Source organism: Mucilaginibacter arboris (assembly GCF_009754915.1).
Classification (GTDB): domain Bacteria; phylum Bacteroidota; class Bacteroidia; order Sphingobacteriales; family Sphingobacteriaceae; genus Mucilaginibacter_A; species Mucilaginibacter_A arboris.
In genome coordinates this window covers 120,986-138,010 of record NZ_WPIK01000009.1, presented here as the reverse complement: position 1 = coordinate 138,010, position 17,025 = coordinate 120,986, and the positions used below count along the sequence as shown (strand labels likewise).

The window sequence follows — 17,025 nt, the reverse complement described above, 5'->3', positions numbered from 1 at the left end:
CCTAATGTCTATGCTTAAAAAATTACTCCTCCTTACTGCTTTTATCACCATAAATCTTACTGCTTCCGCTCAATATAAAAACAAAAAACACACAAAAGATTATTTTCCACCGTACGGAACCTGGACGCATCAAACTCCTCAGCAATTAGGACTGAACGCTGATAGCATTAAATCAGCTATTAATTTCGCCATACAAAACGAAGCGAAAGAACCACGAAACATGGAAATTTCACAAGCGCTTTCTTTCGGTAGAGAACCTTTTGGCGAAGGAATTGGCCCGTTTGCAGAACGCGGCGACCCAACCGGAATTATTATTTACAAAGGACACATCGTAGCAGAATGGGGCGATCCTTATCGTGTGGATATGACACATAGTGTTACCAAAAGCTTTCTTTCTACTGTTGTGGGTTTGGCGGTTGAAAAAGGCTTGATTAAAAGTGTGCAGGATTCGGTTTGTAAATATGTGCCGCCGATAGAAGTTTACAATCCAACTCAAATTAATCGTCCGGCAGAAGAGTTAGGGAAGCCGCAAATGCTGTATCCTTTTGCTTCTCCTCACAATAAAAAATTAACCTGGGATGTAATGCTGAGGCAAACCAGCGATTGGGAAGGAACACTTTGGGGCAAACCGGATTGGGCCGACCGGCCGCAAGGCAATGCAAGCGAATGGATTAACCGTACCAGAAACGAGCCAGGCACGGTTTGGAAATACAATGATACAAGAGTAAATGCTTTGGCATTGGCTGCAACAAACGTTTGGCGCCAACCGTTACCAAAAGTTTTAAAGGAATATATTATGGATCCAATCGGCGCTTCGAACACCTGGCGCTGGTACGGTTACCGCAATTCGTGGATTGTGTTAGACGGACAGGCTGTACAATCTGTAAGCGGTGGCGGACATTTTGGCGGTGGCATGTTCATCAATGCTTATGATATGGCACGTTTTGGTTTGCTTACTTTAAACCGCGGCAATTGGAACGGCAAACAGTTAATTGCAGAAAGCTGGGTAAAACAAGCTTTAACGCCAACAACCGCCAATACAGGTTACGGTTACATGAACTGGTTTTTAAATACCGATAAAAAAATGTTGCCTCATGCGCCTGCTTCGGCTTTCGTTCATTTAGGAAATGGCAATAACATGATTTATGTTGATCCGGAACATGATCTGGTAATAGTTGTCCGCTGGATCCAAACCAAAGGAATGGACGGTACAGTTGCAAAAGTGCTTGCTTCTTTTAAGGCAGTAAAATAAGCACCAAACAGAAATGCTTTCCGATAAGTGATGAAATGCTTCTTTTACCTGCAAAAAAATTGGGAAACCTTGCTGGCTGCCATTCTCGGTTTTTTTGCCATCATCATTTCCACACGTTACAGCGGCATTGGCGTTTCACCAGATTCTGTTGTTTATGCCAGCGTTGCCCGTAACTTTCATGCAGGAAAAGGTTTTGTTGAACTATCTGGAATACCTATAGTACAATTTCCGTTATTTTTTCCGGTATTTCTGGCGGCTGTTTTTCTGCTTACGGGCATTGATCCGATTATTACAGCGCCTTATCTTAACGGAATATTATTTTCTATAGTTATTTTTTGTTGTGGAAAGTTGGCAGATCAGCTAAATGTTAAAAGCCCTTGGTACAAAAGATTTTTGCTGATCCTGGTTGTATTAAGCCCTTCGCTCCTCGAGATTTATAAAATGATCTGGTCCGAAACCTTGTTCATTTTATTAAGCCTCCTTTTCCTGTTCCAATGGCAAAATTACGTCCGCTTTCATCAGCCAAAACATCTACTAACTTTAGCTTTGATCGCAGCCCTTGCACTCGTAACGCGTTATGCCGGAATTACCCTTGTTTTTACCGGATGTTTGCTGCTGCTGATAGATCCTGCTTTAGCCTTCAAACAAAAAATAAAACACTTTTTTCTTTTCGGATTTACAGCCATTTCTTTGCTGATCCTGAACCTCTTACGCAATGCACTAATTTTAGGAACGGTAACAGGTAACCGACAAAAGGGCACAACCACATTAACAGAAAACCTTCAATTTTACGGTACTACCATTTCCGGCTGGTTAACCATCCCCGAAACTTACGTTACAATTGCTTTTTTTATCGGCATAATTTCTTTAACGCTTTTTTTGATTTTATTCTGGATGAAATGCCGAAACAAAGCGGCAATTGTATCAACAGAAAACGTACTCGTTTGCTTTTTCCTGACCTATGCGGGGTTTATCATTATTACTTCAACCATTTCCCGCTACGAAACCATTAACAACCGCTTGCTGGCACCTGCATTTATTCCCTTTTTGTTTGGCGGAAGCAGTTGGCTGGTACGGATACTAAAAAAGTACCGACAAAAACAGTATAAGCTTTTGTCTTATTTCCTTTTTTTGTTAACTATTCTTTTTATTTCAAGAAGTTTTTATGTTGATTATCAGCAATATCAGGAAGATACAACTTCCGGGATTCCTGGTTACTCCGATGATTCATGGAACAAATCTGAAATGGTTGCTTTCCTGAAAAAACACAAAGAAGTTTTTAAACCGAGCTTAAAAATATTTTCTAATGATAGCGCAGGCATGTACTTTATTACCGGCTTTAAAACGCTTTCCATTCCAGACCGACATTATCAAAAGGAAATAAAAGAATACACCAGCAATAAACACCATTATCTGATCTGGTTTAACCAAACAGAAGATGAAGAGCTGCTTTCTTTGAATGAAATTAAGCAGATAAAGCAGCTAACGTTGTTGTACCAGTTTAAAGACGGCGCCATTTATCAGTCGTTTTAAAATCATCTACCAAAAAAAATCAGCAGCAGCAACTTGTGCATAATAAATTTGGATGGCAGCAATAAGCCGGATAATTTATTTTTATTTCTAAGCGCGTTAGCTATATTTGCAAACCGCTTTTTGTTAAGCCGGGAAAAACAACATGAAAAAATATTTCATTTATCTGCATCATCACCATCATTCAACCCAAGTTTGATCAAGTTTTGCACGAAATATTAATTCTTTTTTTGTTACCCAACCCACAACCCATTGAAACCACTTAAAATAGCGATCCAGAAATCTGGCCGCCTCAACGAAAAGTCTGTTGAATTATTAAAAAACTGCGGATTATCTTTCGAAAATTATAAAAGCTCACTCATTTCTCCTGTTTCCAATTTTCCACTGGAAATTTTGTTTTTGCGCGATGATGACATTCCGGAATACGTGCAGGACGGCATTGCAGATTTAGGAATTGTTGGCGAAAACGTAATCATGGAAACCGAAGTTGACGTAAGTTACCTGCAACGTTTAGGTTTTGGAAAATGCACGCTAAAAATAGCATTGCCAAACGGAAGTGAAATTGAAGAACTAAAACAGTTAGAAGGAAAATCTATTGCCACTTCCTACCCTGTTATTTTAGATAAATTCCTAAGAGAAAACAAAATTTCGGCTGATATCCGTACCATTTCCGGCTCGGTAGAAATTAGTCCGGGCCTGGGTTTAAGCGATGCTATTTTCGATATTGTTTCTACCGGAGGCACTTTAAAAAGCAACGGTTTGAAGCCTTTTGCTGATGTCATTTCTTCGGAAGCGGTTTTAATTGGCAGAAAAGGCGAAGAAAACCACGAGCACGTTCAGGATCTAATTCAGCGCATCCAATCAGTTTTGCGGGCTAAAGAAACGAAATATGTGGTGTTAAATGTTTCGCAGGAATGTTTGCCAGAAATACTGAAACTGCTGCCAGGCGTCAAAAGCCCGAGTGTTTTGCCATTGGCAGAAAGCGGCTGGGTTGCCGTCCATACGGTAATTCCTGAACGAGATTTCTGGAACAAAATCAGCCAGTTAAAAGCTGCTGGCGCACAAGGAATTGTGGTGATGCCGATAGAAAAAATCATCCTGTAATACTGTTTTTACCGGCAAAAAATTGGTAAGCGATGTTAAAAGTTTATAATTACAACCAGCTTTCTGCAACTGAAATACAAAAGTTAACGCTTCGAAATACGGATGCAGGAAATGAAATCCGGGAAACGGTAGAAAATATTTTAGCAAATGTTAAACAAAACGGCGATGTCGCTTTGCGTGAGTATGCTTTACAATTTGATAAAGTAACGCTCGATAATTTGTTTACGGATGAAAACGAGTTAGCCAAATTAACTGAACGGGTTTCTGATGAACAAAAAGAGGCGATAAAAACAGCATACCAGAACATTTATAAATTCCATAAAACGCAATTCCGCCAAGAAGAAAAAGTAGAAACAATGCCCGGCGTAACCTGCTGGCGCGAATTGCGGCCAATTGAAAAAGTTGGTCTGTACATTCCCGGCGGCACGGCTGTTTTGCCAAGTACATTTTTAATGTTAGGCATTCCGGCAAAAATTGCAGGCTGTAAAGAAATTGTGGTTTGTTCACCACCGCAAAAAGACGGGAAAATCAATCCTTTTATTGCTTTTGTTGCCCAATTATTAGGCGTAAAAGAAGTGTTTTTAGTTGGAGGCGCACAAGCGGTTGCGGCAATGGCTTACGGAACGGAAAGCATCCCGAAGGTGGATAAGATTTTTGGGCCGGGAAACCAATATGTAACCAAAGCCAAAACGATTATCCAATCAACAACAGTAACGGCAATTGATATGCCGGCCGGCCCGTCAGAAGTTTTAATTATTGCTGATGAAAGTGCCAACCCGGTTTTTGTTGCTGCGGATTTATTAGCGCAGGCAGAACATGGTGTAGATAGTCAATCGGTTTTGGTTTCCACTTCTCAACAACTGATTGATGAAACGATTGCTGAACTGGAAAAACAGTTACCAATTTTGCCGCGTTCAGAAATCACTAAAAAAGCAATTGCTAATTCTTATGCTGTTTTTACCGCTGATTTATTGGAGGCGATGGATTTCAGCAACCAATACGCGCCAGAGCATTTAATACTCGCAACCGACAACTGGAAACTGATAACTGAAAAAATAATCAATGCCGGTTCTGTTTTCCTTGGGAATTTAACGCCGGAAAGTGCCGGCGATTATGCTTCCGGAACCAATCATACTTTGCCTACCAGCGCTTATGCACGTGCTTATTCCGGTGTTTCGGTTGATTCTTTTGTGAAGAAGATCACGTTTCAGCATTTAACTTCGGAAGGAATAAAAAGCATTGGAAAAACAGTAGAAATATTAGCAGAACTGGAAGGTTTGCAGGCGCATAAAAACGCGGTTTCGGTACGTACGTAGAGACGTTGCATGGAACGTCTCTACATAAAAACACAAAAATGAATTTCAATCTCCAAAACCTCCTCCGGGAAAATATAAAAAACCTCACGCCTTATTCTTCCGCGCGCGATGAATTTCAAGGCGAAGCAAGCGTTTATTTAGATGCTAACGAAAACGCTTACGGTTCTCCGTTAGAAGATAATTACAACCGTTATCCGGATCCGCTTCAATTGGAAGTAAAAAAGAAAATTACTGCCATAAAAGGAGTACCGCCCAGAAATATTTTTTTGGGAAACGGCAGCGATGAAGCAATTGATATTTTATTCAGAAGCTTTTGTCGGCCCGGAATCGATAACGTCGTTCTCGTTCCGCCAACTTATGGCATGTACCAGGTTTCGGCCAACATTAATGATGTGGCTGTAAAAAAGGTTCCGCTTACACCAGAATATCAGTTAAACCTGGAAGGAATTGCAGAAGCGATAGATGCCAATACCAAACTGATCTTTATCTGCTCACCAAACAATCCAACGGGCAACTCAATTAACCGGGAAGATGTGGAAACGCTACTTGCCAATTTTAATGGAATTGTAGTGGTTGATGAAGCTTATATCAATTACAGCCGCCAGAAAAGTTTTATCCAGGAACTAACAGAATACGGCAACCTTGTGGTTTTGCAAACGCTTTCGAAGGCATGGGGTTTAGCTGGTTTACGCATTGGAATGGCTTTTGCTTCCGAAGAAATTATCGAAGTTTTTAACCGTGTAAAACCTCCTTACAATATTAATGAGGCTTCACAAAAATTAGCCTTGCAGGCTTTGGATAACATCGATCAGGTAAACCAGTGGATTAAAGAAACACTAAAAGAACGTGATAAGTTAGTGCTCGGTTTGAAAAACTTTAGCTTTGTAATCGACATCTTTCCATCTGATGCTAATTTTATACTGGTAAAAACAGCATCGCCAAAAGCTGTTTACCAGTTTCTGGTAGAAAAAGGAATCATTGTTCGGGACCGTTCTAAAGTAGAACTTTGCGAAGGCTGCCTACGGATTACGATTGGGACACCGATAGAAAACGAACAGCTTTTAAACTCCTTGAAAAATTTTCAGGCATGAAAAAACTCTTATTTATTGACCGTGACGGAACTTTGATTACAGAACCGGAAGATGAACAAATCGATTCTTTTGCTAAGCTGGAATTTTATCCGAAAATGCTTCAATACCTGCCAAAAATTGCCAAAGAATTAGATTTTGAACTGGTAATGGTGAGCAATCAGGATGGTTTAGGAACAGCGGTTTATCCCGAAAATACTTTTTGGCCGGTCCAAAATTTCATCCTTCACACATTAAAAAATGAAGGTGTAGAATTTTCGGATATGATAATTGACCGCACTTTTACAAAAGATAACGCGCCAACGCGGAAACCTGGAACCGCTTTACTGACTAAATATTTTGACAGGGATGAATATGACCTTAAAAATTCGTTCGTTATTGGCGATCGATTAAACGATGTTTTACTGGCAAAAAACTTAGGCGCAAAAGCAATTTGGTTAAATAGTCAAACCAATTTAGGCGGATCAGAATTCGCAAATCAAAACCCGGAAGAATTAAAACCAACTATTGCTTTAGAAACGGCAGAATGGGAAAAGATTTACGAGTTTTTAAAGTTAGGCCAGCGTGAAATTGAACACAAAAGATCAACTAAAGAAACAGATATTTTTATCAAACTAAACCTGGATGGAAAAGGCGAATCGAACGTTTCTACTGGTTTACACTTCTTCGATCACATGTTAGATCAGATTGCTAAACATGGAAGTATTGATCTGGAAATTACAACAAAAGGAGATCTACATATCGACGAACATCATACCATAGAAGATACCGGAATTGCTTTAGGCGAAGCTTTTTTAAAAGTTTTAGGTGATAAAAAAGGTATCGAACGTTACGGCTTTTTACTGCCGATGGATGATTGCCTGGCACAAGTGGCGATAGATTTTGGCGGACGAAACTGGATTGTTTGGGATGCTGTTTTTAACCGGGAAAAAATCGGGGAAATGCCAACAGAAATGTTTTATCATTTTTTCAAATCCTTTTCTGATGCTGCCAAATGCAACTTAAACATTAAAGCAGAAGGCGAAAACGAACATCATAAAATAGAATCTATTTTTAAAGCGTTTGCAAAAGCCATAAAAATGGCTGTAAAACGTGATGTAAATAACATGGTTTTACCAAGTACAAAAGGAGTGCTTTAGGTGGGAGGTTTGAGGTAAGGGGTTTGAGCCAAAGGTTCGCACCTTAAACCTCACACCTCTTACCTCACACCTCTAACCTCACACCTAAAAAATGATTGGAATTATTCAATACGGCGCCGGAAACATTTTTTCATTAACTGCTGCACTTGATCGTTTAGGGATTCGATACGGCATGATTTCGCACGAAAGTGACTTTGAGCAGTACGACCGCTATATTATTCCCGGTGTTGGCCATGCAGGCGCAGCCATGGGAAAACTGGAAAATACAGGCCTGGTCCCGGCAATCAGACAACTTAAAAAACCTGTTTTAGGCGTTTGCGTGGGCATGCAGCTCATCACTGCGTTTTCTGAGGAAGGAAATGCAGGTTTATTGAATATTGTTCCGGTAAAAACACTGCGTTTTCAGGAAGATACCAGCCTGAAAGTACCGCATACCGGTTGGAACCGTGTTTATTCACGGGAAACAGACGATCTGTTTAAAGGCATCGATCAAGATGCTTATTTTTACTTTGTACATTCTTATTTTATTGAGTACAATAATTTATATACTTTAGCATCAACGCAATACGGCATTGAATTTTCGGCTGCTATCCGTAAAGATAATTTCTTTGGTGTGCAATTCCATCCCGAAAAATCTGGTTCAGCCGGCGAAACCTTGTTAAAAAACTTTGCTCACCTTTAATGCTAAAAAATAAAATGTATATCATTCCTGCAATTGATATTTTAAACAAAAAAGTAGTTCGTTTACGTGAAGGCGACTATGGCCAGGTGACCAATTATGAGGTTACTTTGGAAGAAATGATTGAAAGATACCAATCTAACGGAACTGATTTTATCCATATTATTGATCTGAATGGTGCTAAAGGTGATTTTAGCAACCAGGAATATCTGGCAGAAATCATTCATAAAACTTCTATGAAAGTTCAATATGGTGGCGGCGTCCGGAGCATTGATAAGGTAAAAGAACTGCTCGAAGCAGGCATTTACCGCGTTATTGTAGGTACGCAAGCCATTACCAATCCTACTTTTTTAGATGAATTAAGTACAGAATTAGTGGGTAAAACCAAGTGTGCCGACCATGTTGTAATTGCGATTGATGTACTGGATGAAGTGATTAAATATTCCGGCTGGATGGAAAGTTCGCCGGTTAAACTTTTGGATTATGTTGATCGTTGCCTGTCTTTAGGCTTTTTCAGGTTTTTATGTACTGATATTAATAAAGATGGAAAATTAGGCGGCGCCGGAGTCGAATTGTACAAAAAATTACTTGACCACTCTCCTTTTATAAAACTGATTGCTTCAGGCGGCGTTAGTTCGATGGACGACATTAAAAAACTAAGCCATATTAACGTTGAATCCTGCGTGGTTGGTAAAGCGATTTATGAAAACCATATTTCGGTAGAGGAAATTAAAGAATGGAACTTAAAGGCGATGGCAAGTTTGTGAGGCCTTTCGATCTATTTTTTCAATTGAACTATTTACGCTCGTATTGATCATTGATACATGAAACTTGGCCGGTATGAGATTAAAGCAGGTGACCAATTACTTACTTTTGAATTTTTAAGCGAAGGCCCAAAATCTTGAAATTGCCAACTTATAAATATTTTTTTTTTTCAATTACCCAAAGTATAAAATCACCTGATAAATAATTTTACCACTTTTTCATATCGACCGTGTCATATTATAAATATATTATCCTGCTATTTTTCATGGTCTCTTTTAAAACCTATGGACAATTTTATCAAATTTTTCAAACAGTTAATATTGAAAAATATCAAGGCAAAAATTTCATCTTTGAAGGAAAAATACTGTATAAAGATAAAATTGATCGTGATTCCTGGTTAGTGTTAACAACTGTTTCTATTGACAATAAAAACAAACCTATAAAGGCATCTTTATATAATGATAGCGCGTCAGACTATTATAAACAGGACGATTGGAGCTCATATGAGCTTGCGGGCAAAATTGATAGAAATGCAAAATATTTTGCAATAGGTGTTGCTATTGCTGGTAACGGTAGCTATTATTTAGATAACTTTAAACTTTTTGTAAAAGAAGGAAAAAACAAGGTTGAAATTCCTTTAAAAAATTCAGATTTTGAAGATGATTCCATCACAAATTGGCAATCTTATAACATTGATAAAAACACTAAATTGTCTTTATCTAAGGATAAAGTATTTTCAGGTAAACAATCCTTGTTTGTAGACAATTCAAACGTAAAAGTTGCGCCAACCCTTGGAAACAATCCTGAACACGGTAAATATATCGATGTTAATGGTATTAAACTGTATTACGAGATATATGGAAAAGGTAAACCTTTATTATTACTTCACGGAAATAATTCCTCGATGAATAGTTTTAGTAACCAATTAGATATCTTGAGTAAAAAATATATGGTAATTGGCTTAGATAGTAGAGGACAAGGTAAGTCTTCAGCTAATGACACCAAACTCACTTATGAACTAATGGCAGAAGACGTGAATACTTTTTTGGATAAAATGCTGTTGAAAAATGTAAACATATTAGGCTGGAGTGATGGAGGAAATATAGCCCTAATATTGGCAATGCAACATCCTGATAAGGTGAATAAAATGGCAGTTATGGGAACTGTTCTGTATAATGATATTAGTTCTGTTACTGCTGAAACTAACAAACTAATTCATAAACAAGTAAATGAAATGGAAGATAAAGGTGTGCCAAAAACTAATATGGATTATCGATTAAAAATTCTTTTGTTAACAGAGCCACATATCAATCCAGATTCTTTACAAAAAATACAATCGCCGACATTAGTAATGGCCGGCCAATATGATGTAGTTAAAGAAAAACATACTAAACTAATTGCAGAAAAAATCACACATAGTAAACTGGTTATTTTTAAAGGCGCGGATCATGAAGCCCCACAAAAAATTCCACAGTTGTTTAACCAGACCGTATTGAATTTTTTCGATCAGAACAATTAAATGAGCGTGTAAAATAAGCTGTGTCAGTTAAATATTTATTATGATTTTAATTCGATATAAAACCAAATTTTGGAAGAAATAAATTTATCTAAAAATTCTCCTTCCGGGAACTTGGCCAAACGCATCGTTCCCTGCCTGGATGTAAAAGATGGCCGCACGGTAAAAGGCGTTAATTTTGTTGATTTGCGTGATGCCGGCGATCCGGTAGAACTGGCCTGGCAATATTCGCAGCAAGGTGCTGATGAACTGGTTTTTCTCGACATCACAGCCACATACGAACGGCGTAAAACGATGGTAGAACTGGTAAAAGCAGTTGCCCGAAATGTGAATATTCCTTTTACCATTGGCGGCGGCATTAACGAAATTGCTGATGCTGATATCTTGCTTAATTCTGGTGCTGATAAAATTTCCATCAATTCGGCTGCTGTTCGTAATCCTGAATTGATCGATCAGCTTGCTAAAACTTTCGGTGTTCAGTTTGTTGTTATTGCAGTTGATACACGTTGTGTTGGCAACCAGAACTTAGTTCATTTAAACGGTGGCCGTATCGCAACCGAACACGAAACTTTTAAGTGGATAAAAGAAGCAGAAAGCCGTGGCGCAGGAGAAATCCTGTTAACTTCTATGGATCATGATGGAACGAAAGCCGGTTTTGATTGCGGGTTTTTAAAGCAGGTTAACAATCAGATCGGCATTCCGCTGATTGCTTCGGGCGGGGCAGGTAACCAGCAGCATTTTGTAGATGTTTTTAAAGATGCCGGTGTTGATGCTGCCTTGGCCGCTTCCGTTTTCCATTATGGTGAGATTTTAATTCCCGATTTAAAGCAAACTTTAAAAAATAACCAGATAGAAGTAAGATTATAAATCAAAAAATCAATACTTCTTTTAGGGCATAAAAATGATGAATTTCGATAAAAATACTGGCCTCGTTCCTGTTATCGTTCAGGATGAACAAACGCTGGAAGTGCTGATGCTGGGCTACATGGACCAGGAAGCTTATGATAAAACCCAGGCAGAAAAAATCGTGACTTTCTTTTCCCGCTCAAAAAACCGCTTGTGGACCAAAGGCGAAACCAGCGGCAACTTTTTGCATGTAAAAGAAGTATATCTGGACTGCGACCAGGATACGGTCCTGATCAAAGTAAAAGCTGAAGGCCCAACCTGCCATACTGGTTCCCGCAGTTGTTTTAAAACGGAGTACAACCAGAATTTTATCCTGGAGCTGGAAAACATTATCCAGGATCGTTACGAAAACCCGCATGAAGGTTCGTACATCAATAAAATGCGCCAGAAAGGTTTAAACAAAATTGCGCAAAAAGTTGGCGAAGAAGGCGTTGAAACGGTAATTGCTGCTTTAGCAGAAACAGAATTTGACCTGGTAAACGAAGCATCAGATCTTGTTTTTCACCTGCTGTTCTTGCTTCGGGAGAAAAACATCAGCTTAGAAAAAATTGCCAGGAATTTAGAAAGCAGGCATAAATGAGTATTCTGTTTTGAGTTGCTGCTTGCCAGTTCTTGGTTTAGGCTCAACCTAAAATTTTAAACTTTGCTCTCAATCCTAAACTCACAACAGGTAACCCATAACTTACAACCCAACACATGCAAGTTGAAAAAACAGCAGAACTAACCGGGCATGGCAACCCTATTTTCACCATAGCATTTTCTCAAAAGCCAGGTATTATTTTTACTGCCGGAAATGATAAAGGTGTGGTAGAATGGAGCACCAAAAACAACGCTTTTATTAAAGTGATGTTTCCGGTTGCAACTTCTGTTTATGCTGTACACTGCCCTGCCGGTTATCCTTTATTGTTTGCTGGTTTACGTAATGGCGACGTGTTGGTGTTTGATTTTGAGAAACAGCAATTACTTGCCCCGCTTAAGCATCATCAAAAACCTATTTTTGATATCCAATTTGTAGCAGATAAAAAAGAATTGCTGGTTGCAAGCGAAGATGGTTCTGTTTCTGTTTGGAGCCTGGAAGATTTCAAATTAGTACACACTATTCCGGTTTCTGCTGATACTGTCCGTTGTATCGCCATTTCTCAACAATATAAACAAGTTGCTTTTGGCTGCCGCGATAATACTGTCCGTATTTATGATTTAGAGGATTATACCCAGGTCAGAACTTTAAACGGGCATACTTTGCCAGTTTTTTCGCTTGCCTACGCTCCTGCCGGCAATTATCTTGTTTCCGGTTCCCGGGACGCACAGCTTAAAGTTTGGGACAGCAAAACATTAGAACTCATCAAAAATATTCCTGCACACTTATTTGCGGTAAACAGCATCGCTTTTCATCCTACAGAACCTTATTTTGCTACGGCCAGTATGGATAAAAGCATTAAAATCTGGGGTTCTGATGATTTTAAACTTTATAAAATCATCAGCCGCGAAAAAGGGTTTGCAACACACCGGCTTTCTATTAATAAAATTGCCTGGGGCCTGGATGGAAGCAAATTAGCTTCGGTAAGCGATGATAAGCTGGTAATGATCTGGAATTTTACTTTCTAAATTTCCAGTTTATTTGTACCTTTTTCGTCCTCATTTCCTTCCTTACCAATTATTTTTTTTATTATAAACAAACATATATAAAGTTCTGTTGTAAAATCAATTAACGAACCAAACTAAATCTCATAAAAAGAACGAACAATGAAAAAATTAAATGTATTATTTTTAGCAGGAGCTACAGCACTTGCATTTCAAGCCTGTAACAGTTCCAACAAGAGCAGCACAACGGTTGCTAATGATTCAAACTCAAATAAAGATACTTCCGGTATGATGTCATCAAAAGATACTACTGTAAAAACAGCAGGCGGTGTATTAAAAGTAGATAAAGATGATGCTGATTTTGCAGTAAAGGCAGCTAACGGCGGTATGGCAGAAGTTGCTTTAGGCCAACTGGCGCAGCAAAAAGCTACCAACCCTGATGTAAAAGCTTTTGGCGCTAAAATGGTGACAGACCATACAAAAGCTAATGATAAAATGATGGCATTGGCAAAACAAAAAAATATTACTTTACCGGCAGCTATAGGAAATGATGAGCAAAAAGTAATGGATGATTTAAGCAAAAAAACAGGTAAAGATTTTGATAAAGCTTATGTAAAAGAGATGGTTAAAGACCACGATAAAGATGTAAAGCTTTTTGAAGATGAATCTAAAAACGGAAAAGATGCCGACGTAAAAGCATTTGCTGCAACTACACTTCCGGTATTGAAAATGCATCAAACCATGATCAAAGCGATTGATAAAAAAATGTAATCCTACTTCTTTTATCGTATAAAAACTGGGGCATCAATTCAAAACTGATGCCCCAATTTTTTGCCCTTAAAAGAAGCGTTTGATAATACGCAGCTTATGGGTATATTTTTTTAGTTCGGCAGAATAAATCCCCTGGTCATCAATCCGGTCAATTTTTACACTTCCCGAAGCATGGATAATCTGCCCGTTATTGATCATGATCCCTACATGAACAATTCGTCCTTCTTCGTTATCAAAAAAAGCGAGATCCCCGGGTAAAGCACTTTGTAAAAAATCAACGGCTGTACCCTGCTCCGCCTGCTGCCAGGCATCTCTTTTTAACTGAATGCCGTTTTGCAAATAAACCGCCTGGACAAAACCCGAACAATCGATACCGAAATGTGTACGCCCCCCCCACAAATAAGGTGTGTTTAAAAAAGTATTTGCATACCTGAATAAGTTATTCTTTTTTAAGTAAATGGAGTGCAGCAATTCAAACTGAATGTTTCCAACCATAAATTTATCATCATCAACGCCTGCTAAACGGCATCCTGCTGGTAAATGCAATAAAGAATTTTTATCATTTCTCCGAATAGTGGTAACTGGTTCATGCGTAAACTGCACCTGTTTTTGTTTGTGCTGTTGGAATGAAGCTGCATCGAGCAAAACGCATTGCAGCGCCTGAATCCAGCCTTCGTATCCATCATGTTCTGTTTGTATTTTCAACCATTGGTCTTCTGTTTCTAAAACCGTAAAAGCTTCACCAAAAAGCATTTGTGATACTTGCTGGGAACGATGTGCAGGTTCTTCCCGCAAAGGGACGATAGACAGATATATTAAGCCGTATTGCATTTTTTAAATATAAAAAAAGGGAACACATTACTGCATTCCCTTTGAATTTTATTTTTTTATTAATTATTCTTCCATGTGCAGCCAGGCTTTTTTAGCCATCAGTTCTTCTTTGGTTTCCCGTACGTCTTCATCATCTACACAACAATCAACCGGACAAACAGCAGCGCACTGCGGCTCGTCATGAAAACCTACACATTCGGTACATTTATCAGAAACAATATAATAAACCTCATCAGAAATTGCTGCATTTGGTTCTTCTGCATTTAAAGTAGAACCATCGCCAAAATCAATAATTCCTTTTAAGCTCGTTCCTTCCGAAAATTTCCAGGCAGCACCAGCATCATAAATGGCATTATTCGGGCACTCCGGTTCGCATGCACCGCAGTTTATACATTCGTCAGTAATTTTAATTGCCATAACTCTAATCCTAAAAAGCTAAATGATACATTTGCTTTGCAGCAACGTTTTGCAAAGATAACAAATTTTGCATTTTCAAGTTTTAAAGCTTTGCTATTTATATGTCAGAATTGATTAAACTTAATTTAACTTCAACTTTAGCTAATTTGGGCGAAGAGTTATTAAACCCGTCCGAAGAACTTTTACAAATTATAAACCGGGAACACCAGTATAACGCTTGGTTTACACCAGAAAATGTATTACAAGCAGTACAGGCAATTGGCAAAATGTTAAACCGGGCAGATTTGAAAAAGTGGCTCCCAGAAGATGCCAGTACTGTTTTTACCGGCAAAAAAGTTGGATTGGTGCTGGCCGGAAATATTCCTGTCGTTGGTTTTCATGATGTGCTTTGCGTGCTGGTATCCGGCCATTTTGCAATGATTAAAGCTTCTGCCAACGATGCCCGGCTGATTACTTATATTTTACAAAAATTAGTTGCCCTGGAGCCGGAATTTGCGAACCGCTATGAATTTACAGAAAGACTGGCGAATTTTGATGCAGTGATGGCAACGGGAAGCAATAATACCTCGCGCTACTTTGAATATTATTTTGGCAAAGTGCCAAATATCATACGTAAAAACCGGAACAGTTTGGCTTTGCTGTCGGGTTTTGAAAACGAAGAACAACTGCAAAAGCTGGGGCACGATATTTTTGATTACTATGGATTAGGCTGCCGCAATGTTTCTAAAATTTTAGTACCCGAAGGCTACGATTTCGGTATTCTGTTTCGTGCGATAGAACCTTTTCAGCCCATCATCAATCACCATAAATACAATAACAATTACGATTACAACAAATCTGTTTACCTGGTTAACCAGGCAAAACATTTAGACAACGGATTTTTATTGCTGAAGCAGGACGAAAAATTAGCATCGCCGCTTGCTGTTTTGTATTATGATTTTTATGCTGATTTAAATGATGCGATAACCAAGCTAAACACACAAAAAGAAGCGATACAATGTGTGGTAAGCAGTATGAAACTTAATGCAGATGTGCCATTTGTAGATTTTGGCGAAAGCCAGCAACCGCGCCTTTGGGATTATGCAGATGGCGTTGATACCATGGCTTTTTTAAAAACAATATAGATTTTTGAACGGTAAAAAAAGCATTGCCCGGCAATTGCAAATTCTACCCTGAAAACGCTGTAAGAAATTTTAACTTTGGCAGCAGATGTACATTATTAAAGTAAAAGGAGTAGCCAAAATACCGGATTACGTGCAATTGCGCGACGAGCAGTTTACGTTATTAGCTTATTTTCGGGTGGACCGGCCGGATAAATCTTTAGATAAATTGGGTTTGGCCGACAAAGCAGAACAAATTATGAACATTGTAAACGACCTGCCATTTGGTCAAATATTAAAACTGGAACTTTAAAATGATCGGAAATACGGTAATCAGCCTTCAAAATACAGATATTTTTCAGCAGAAACATTTAGTACTTTCTGATGTAAACCTTACCATTAACAAAGGCGAGTTTGTTTGGCTGATTGGCCAGACTGGCTCGGGAAAAAGCAGCTTACTGAAAATAATTTATGGCGATTTACATTTAACTACCGGTGAAGGCCATGCCGGAAGTTACGATCTGAAAAAATTGGCCAATAAAGATATACCTTTTTTACGCCGTAAATTAGGCATCGTTTTCCAGGATTTTCAATTACTTTCTGACAGAACGGTAGAAAAAAACCTGGAATTTGTGTTAAAGGCAACCGGCTGGAAAGATAAAACTAAAATTAACGAACGTACGCGCGACGTACTGGAAAAAGTAGGTTTACGTTCCAAACTTAAAAAAATGCCGCACGAACTTTCGGGCGGCGAGCAGCAACGCGTGGTTATTGCCCGGGCTTTATTAAACGAACCGGAATTGATTTTGGCGGATGAACCAACAGGAAACCTCGATCCGGATACTTCCGAAGAAATTGTAATGCTGCTGAAACAGATTAGTATGGGCGGGACCGCGGTGCTTGTTGCCACACACGATTATCACATTATCCGCACATTTCCTTCGCGTATTATTAAATGCGAGAATGGTAAAATCCTGGATAATGTTCAACTTGTGTAAATCGCTTTTCTAACGTAAAATTTTACCTGTAA

At 38.7% G+C, this 17,025-nt stretch carries 18 protein-coding genes; 16 read left to right on the top strand and 2 right to left on the bottom strand.

Going from position 1 to position 17,025, the window contains the following annotated elements; translation table 11 throughout:
• Positions 1-10 precede the first annotated feature (10 nt).
• The 13 genes from GO621_RS11575 (at position 11) to GO621_RS11515 (ending at position 13,647) form a co-directional block, all read left to right on the top strand.
• Positions 11-1,252 carry a serine hydrolase domain-containing protein gene (locus tag GO621_RS11575; protein WP_157567154.1) on the top strand — a complete coding sequence of 414 codons (1,242 nt, stop codon included), beginning with the start codon at positions 11-13 and terminating at the stop codon, positions 1,250-1,252.
• A gap of 30 nt (positions 1,253-1,282) precedes the next feature.
• On the top strand, positions 1,283-2,785 hold the full coding sequence (locus GO621_RS11570) for a hypothetical protein (protein WP_157567152.1): 1,503 nt from the start codon (positions 1,283-1,285) through the stop codon (positions 2,783-2,785).
• Positions 2,786-3,034: 249 nt separating this feature from the next.
• The gene (gene hisG / locus GO621_RS11565) at positions 3,035-3,886 is read left to right on the top strand and encodes an ATP phosphoribosyltransferase (RefSeq protein ID WP_157567150.1); all 852 of its coding nucleotides are present in this window, start codon (positions 3,035-3,037) and stop codon (positions 3,884-3,886) included.
• A gap of 32 nt (positions 3,887-3,918) precedes the next feature.
• Positions 3,919-5,202 (top strand): histidinol dehydrogenase, encoded by a 1,284-nt coding sequence (hisD, locus tag GO621_RS11560; RefSeq protein WP_157567148.1) that lies wholly within the window; start codon positions 3,919-3,921, stop codon positions 5,200-5,202.
• 38 nt (positions 5,203-5,240) lie between these two features.
• A complete protein-coding gene (gene hisC, locus GO621_RS11555; RefSeq protein WP_157567146.1) occupies positions 5,241-6,293 on the top strand; it encodes a histidinol-phosphate transaminase in 1,053 nt (350 codons plus the stop codon).
• Entirely contained in the window at positions 6,290-7,429 is a 1,140-nt protein-coding gene (gene hisB / locus GO621_RS11550; RefSeq protein WP_157567144.1) for a bifunctional histidinol-phosphatase/imidazoleglycerol-phosphate dehydratase HisB, read from the top strand. The genes hisC and hisB overlap by 4 nt, the downstream gene beginning before the upstream one ends.
• Before the next feature lie 91 nt (positions 7,430-7,520).
• The gene (hisH, locus tag GO621_RS11545; RefSeq protein ID WP_157567142.1) at positions 7,521-8,111 is read left to right on the top strand and encodes an imidazole glycerol phosphate synthase subunit HisH; all 591 of its coding nucleotides are present in this window, start codon (positions 7,521-7,523) and stop codon (positions 8,109-8,111) included.
• Between the two features lie 14 nt (positions 8,112-8,125).
• Complete coding sequence (locus tag GO621_RS11540) at positions 8,126-8,875, top strand: 1-(5-phosphoribosyl)-5-[(5-phosphoribosylamino)methylideneamino]imidazole-4-carboxamide isomerase (protein WP_157567317.1); 750 nt, start codon at positions 8,126-8,128, stop codon at positions 8,873-8,875.
• Between the two features lie 263 nt (positions 8,876-9,138).
• A complete protein-coding gene (locus tag GO621_RS11535; protein ID WP_157567140.1) occupies positions 9,139-10,392 on the top strand; it encodes an alpha/beta fold hydrolase in 1,254 nt (417 codons plus the stop codon).
• A gap of 69 nt (positions 10,393-10,461) precedes the next feature.
• A complete protein-coding gene (hisF, locus tag GO621_RS11530) occupies positions 10,462-11,256 on the top strand; it encodes an imidazole glycerol phosphate synthase subunit HisF (protein ID WP_317163438.1) in 795 nt (264 codons plus the stop codon).
• A gap of 34 nt (positions 11,257-11,290) precedes the next feature.
• The gene (gene hisIE, locus GO621_RS11525; RefSeq protein ID WP_157567138.1) at positions 11,291-11,875 is read left to right on the top strand and encodes a bifunctional phosphoribosyl-AMP cyclohydrolase/phosphoribosyl-ATP diphosphatase HisIE; all 585 of its coding nucleotides are present in this window, start codon (positions 11,291-11,293) and stop codon (positions 11,873-11,875) included.
• Positions 11,876-11,991: 116 nt separating this feature from the next.
• Positions 11,992-12,900, top strand: coding sequence for a WD40 repeat domain-containing protein (locus tag GO621_RS11520; RefSeq protein WP_157567136.1), 909 nt, complete (start codon positions 11,992-11,994; stop codon positions 12,898-12,900).
• Positions 12,901-13,038: 138 nt separating this feature from the next.
• A complete protein-coding gene (locus tag GO621_RS11515; protein WP_157567134.1) occupies positions 13,039-13,647 on the top strand; it encodes a DUF4142 domain-containing protein in 609 nt (202 codons plus the stop codon).
• A 66-nt stretch (positions 13,648-13,713) separates the two neighbouring features.
• On the opposite strand, the gene GO621_RS11510 is transcribed toward GO621_RS11515, so the two are convergent.
• Both GO621_RS11510 and GO621_RS11505 read right to left on the bottom strand, forming a co-directional pair.
• Entirely contained in the window at positions 13,714-14,478 is a 765-nt protein-coding gene (locus GO621_RS11510) for a C40 family peptidase (protein WP_157567132.1), read from the bottom strand.
• A gap of 63 nt (positions 14,479-14,541) precedes the next feature.
• On the bottom strand, positions 14,542-14,895 hold the full coding sequence (locus GO621_RS11505; protein ID WP_157567130.1) for a 4Fe-4S dicluster domain-containing protein: 354 nt from the start codon (positions 14,893-14,895) through the stop codon (positions 14,542-14,544).
• A 101-nt stretch (positions 14,896-14,996) separates the two neighbouring features.
• On the opposite strand from GO621_RS11505, the gene GO621_RS11500 reads away from it, so the two are divergent.
• From GO621_RS11500 to GO621_RS11490, 3 genes are all read left to right on the top strand, one after another.
• Entirely contained in the window at positions 14,997-16,019 is a 1,023-nt protein-coding gene (locus GO621_RS11500) for an acyl-CoA reductase (RefSeq protein ID WP_157567128.1), read from the top strand.
• Between the two features lie 85 nt (positions 16,020-16,104).
• Positions 16,105-16,308, top strand: a complete 204-nt coding sequence (locus tag GO621_RS11495) for a fructose-6-phosphate aldolase (protein WP_157567126.1) — start codon at positions 16,105-16,107, stop codon at positions 16,306-16,308.
• Position 16,309: 1 nt separating this feature from the next.
• Positions 16,310-16,993: a cell division ATP-binding protein FtsE gene (locus tag GO621_RS11490; RefSeq protein WP_157567124.1), complete on the top strand. Its 684-nt coding sequence runs from the start codon at positions 16,310-16,312 to the stop codon at positions 16,991-16,993.
• Positions 16,994-17,025 lie beyond the last annotated feature (32 nt).

Coding starts and splice junctions, on each gene's coding strand:
- GO621_RS11575 (WP_157567154.1), top strand. CDS start 11: ATGCTTAAAAAATTACTCCTCCTTACTGCTTTTATCACCATAAATCTT.
- GO621_RS11510 (WP_157567132.1), bottom strand. CDS start 14,478: ATGCAATACGGCTTAATATATCTGTCTATCGTCCCTTTGCGGGAAGAA.
- GO621_RS11540 (WP_157567317.1), top strand. CDS start 8,126: ATGTATATCATTCCTGCAATTGATATTTTAAACAAAAAAGTAGTTCGT.
- hisC (WP_157567146.1), top strand. CDS start 5,241: ATGAATTTCAATCTCCAAAACCTCCTCCGGGAAAATATAAAAAACCTC.
- hisIE (WP_157567138.1), top strand. CDS start 11,291: ATGATGAATTTCGATAAAAATACTGGCCTCGTTCCTGTTATCGTTCAG.
- GO621_RS11515 (WP_157567134.1), top strand. CDS start 13,039: ATGAAAAAATTAAATGTATTATTTTTAGCAGGAGCTACAGCACTTGCA.
- GO621_RS11535 (WP_157567140.1), top strand. CDS start 9,139: ATGGTCTCTTTTAAAACCTATGGACAATTTTATCAAATTTTTCAAACA.
- GO621_RS11490 (WP_157567124.1), top strand. CDS start 16,310: ATGATCGGAAATACGGTAATCAGCCTTCAAAATACAGATATTTTTCAG.
- hisD (WP_157567148.1), top strand. CDS start 3,919: ATGTTAAAAGTTTATAATTACAACCAGCTTTCTGCAACTGAAATACAA.
- hisB (WP_157567144.1), top strand. CDS start 6,290: ATGAAAAAACTCTTATTTATTGACCGTGACGGAACTTTGATTACAGAA.
- hisH (WP_157567142.1), top strand. CDS start 7,521: ATGATTGGAATTATTCAATACGGCGCCGGAAACATTTTTTCATTAACT.
- GO621_RS11505 (WP_157567130.1), bottom strand. CDS start 14,895: ATGGCAATTAAAATTACTGACGAATGTATAAACTGCGGTGCATGCGAA.
- GO621_RS11570 (WP_157567152.1), top strand. CDS start 1,283: ATGAAATGCTTCTTTTACCTGCAAAAAAATTGGGAAACCTTGCTGGCT.
- GO621_RS11500 (WP_157567128.1), top strand. CDS start 14,997: ATGTCAGAATTGATTAAACTTAATTTAACTTCAACTTTAGCTAATTTG.
- GO621_RS11520 (WP_157567136.1), top strand. CDS start 11,992: ATGCAAGTTGAAAAAACAGCAGAACTAACCGGGCATGGCAACCCTATT.
- GO621_RS11495 (WP_157567126.1), top strand. CDS start 16,105: ATGTACATTATTAAAGTAAAAGGAGTAGCCAAAATACCGGATTACGTG.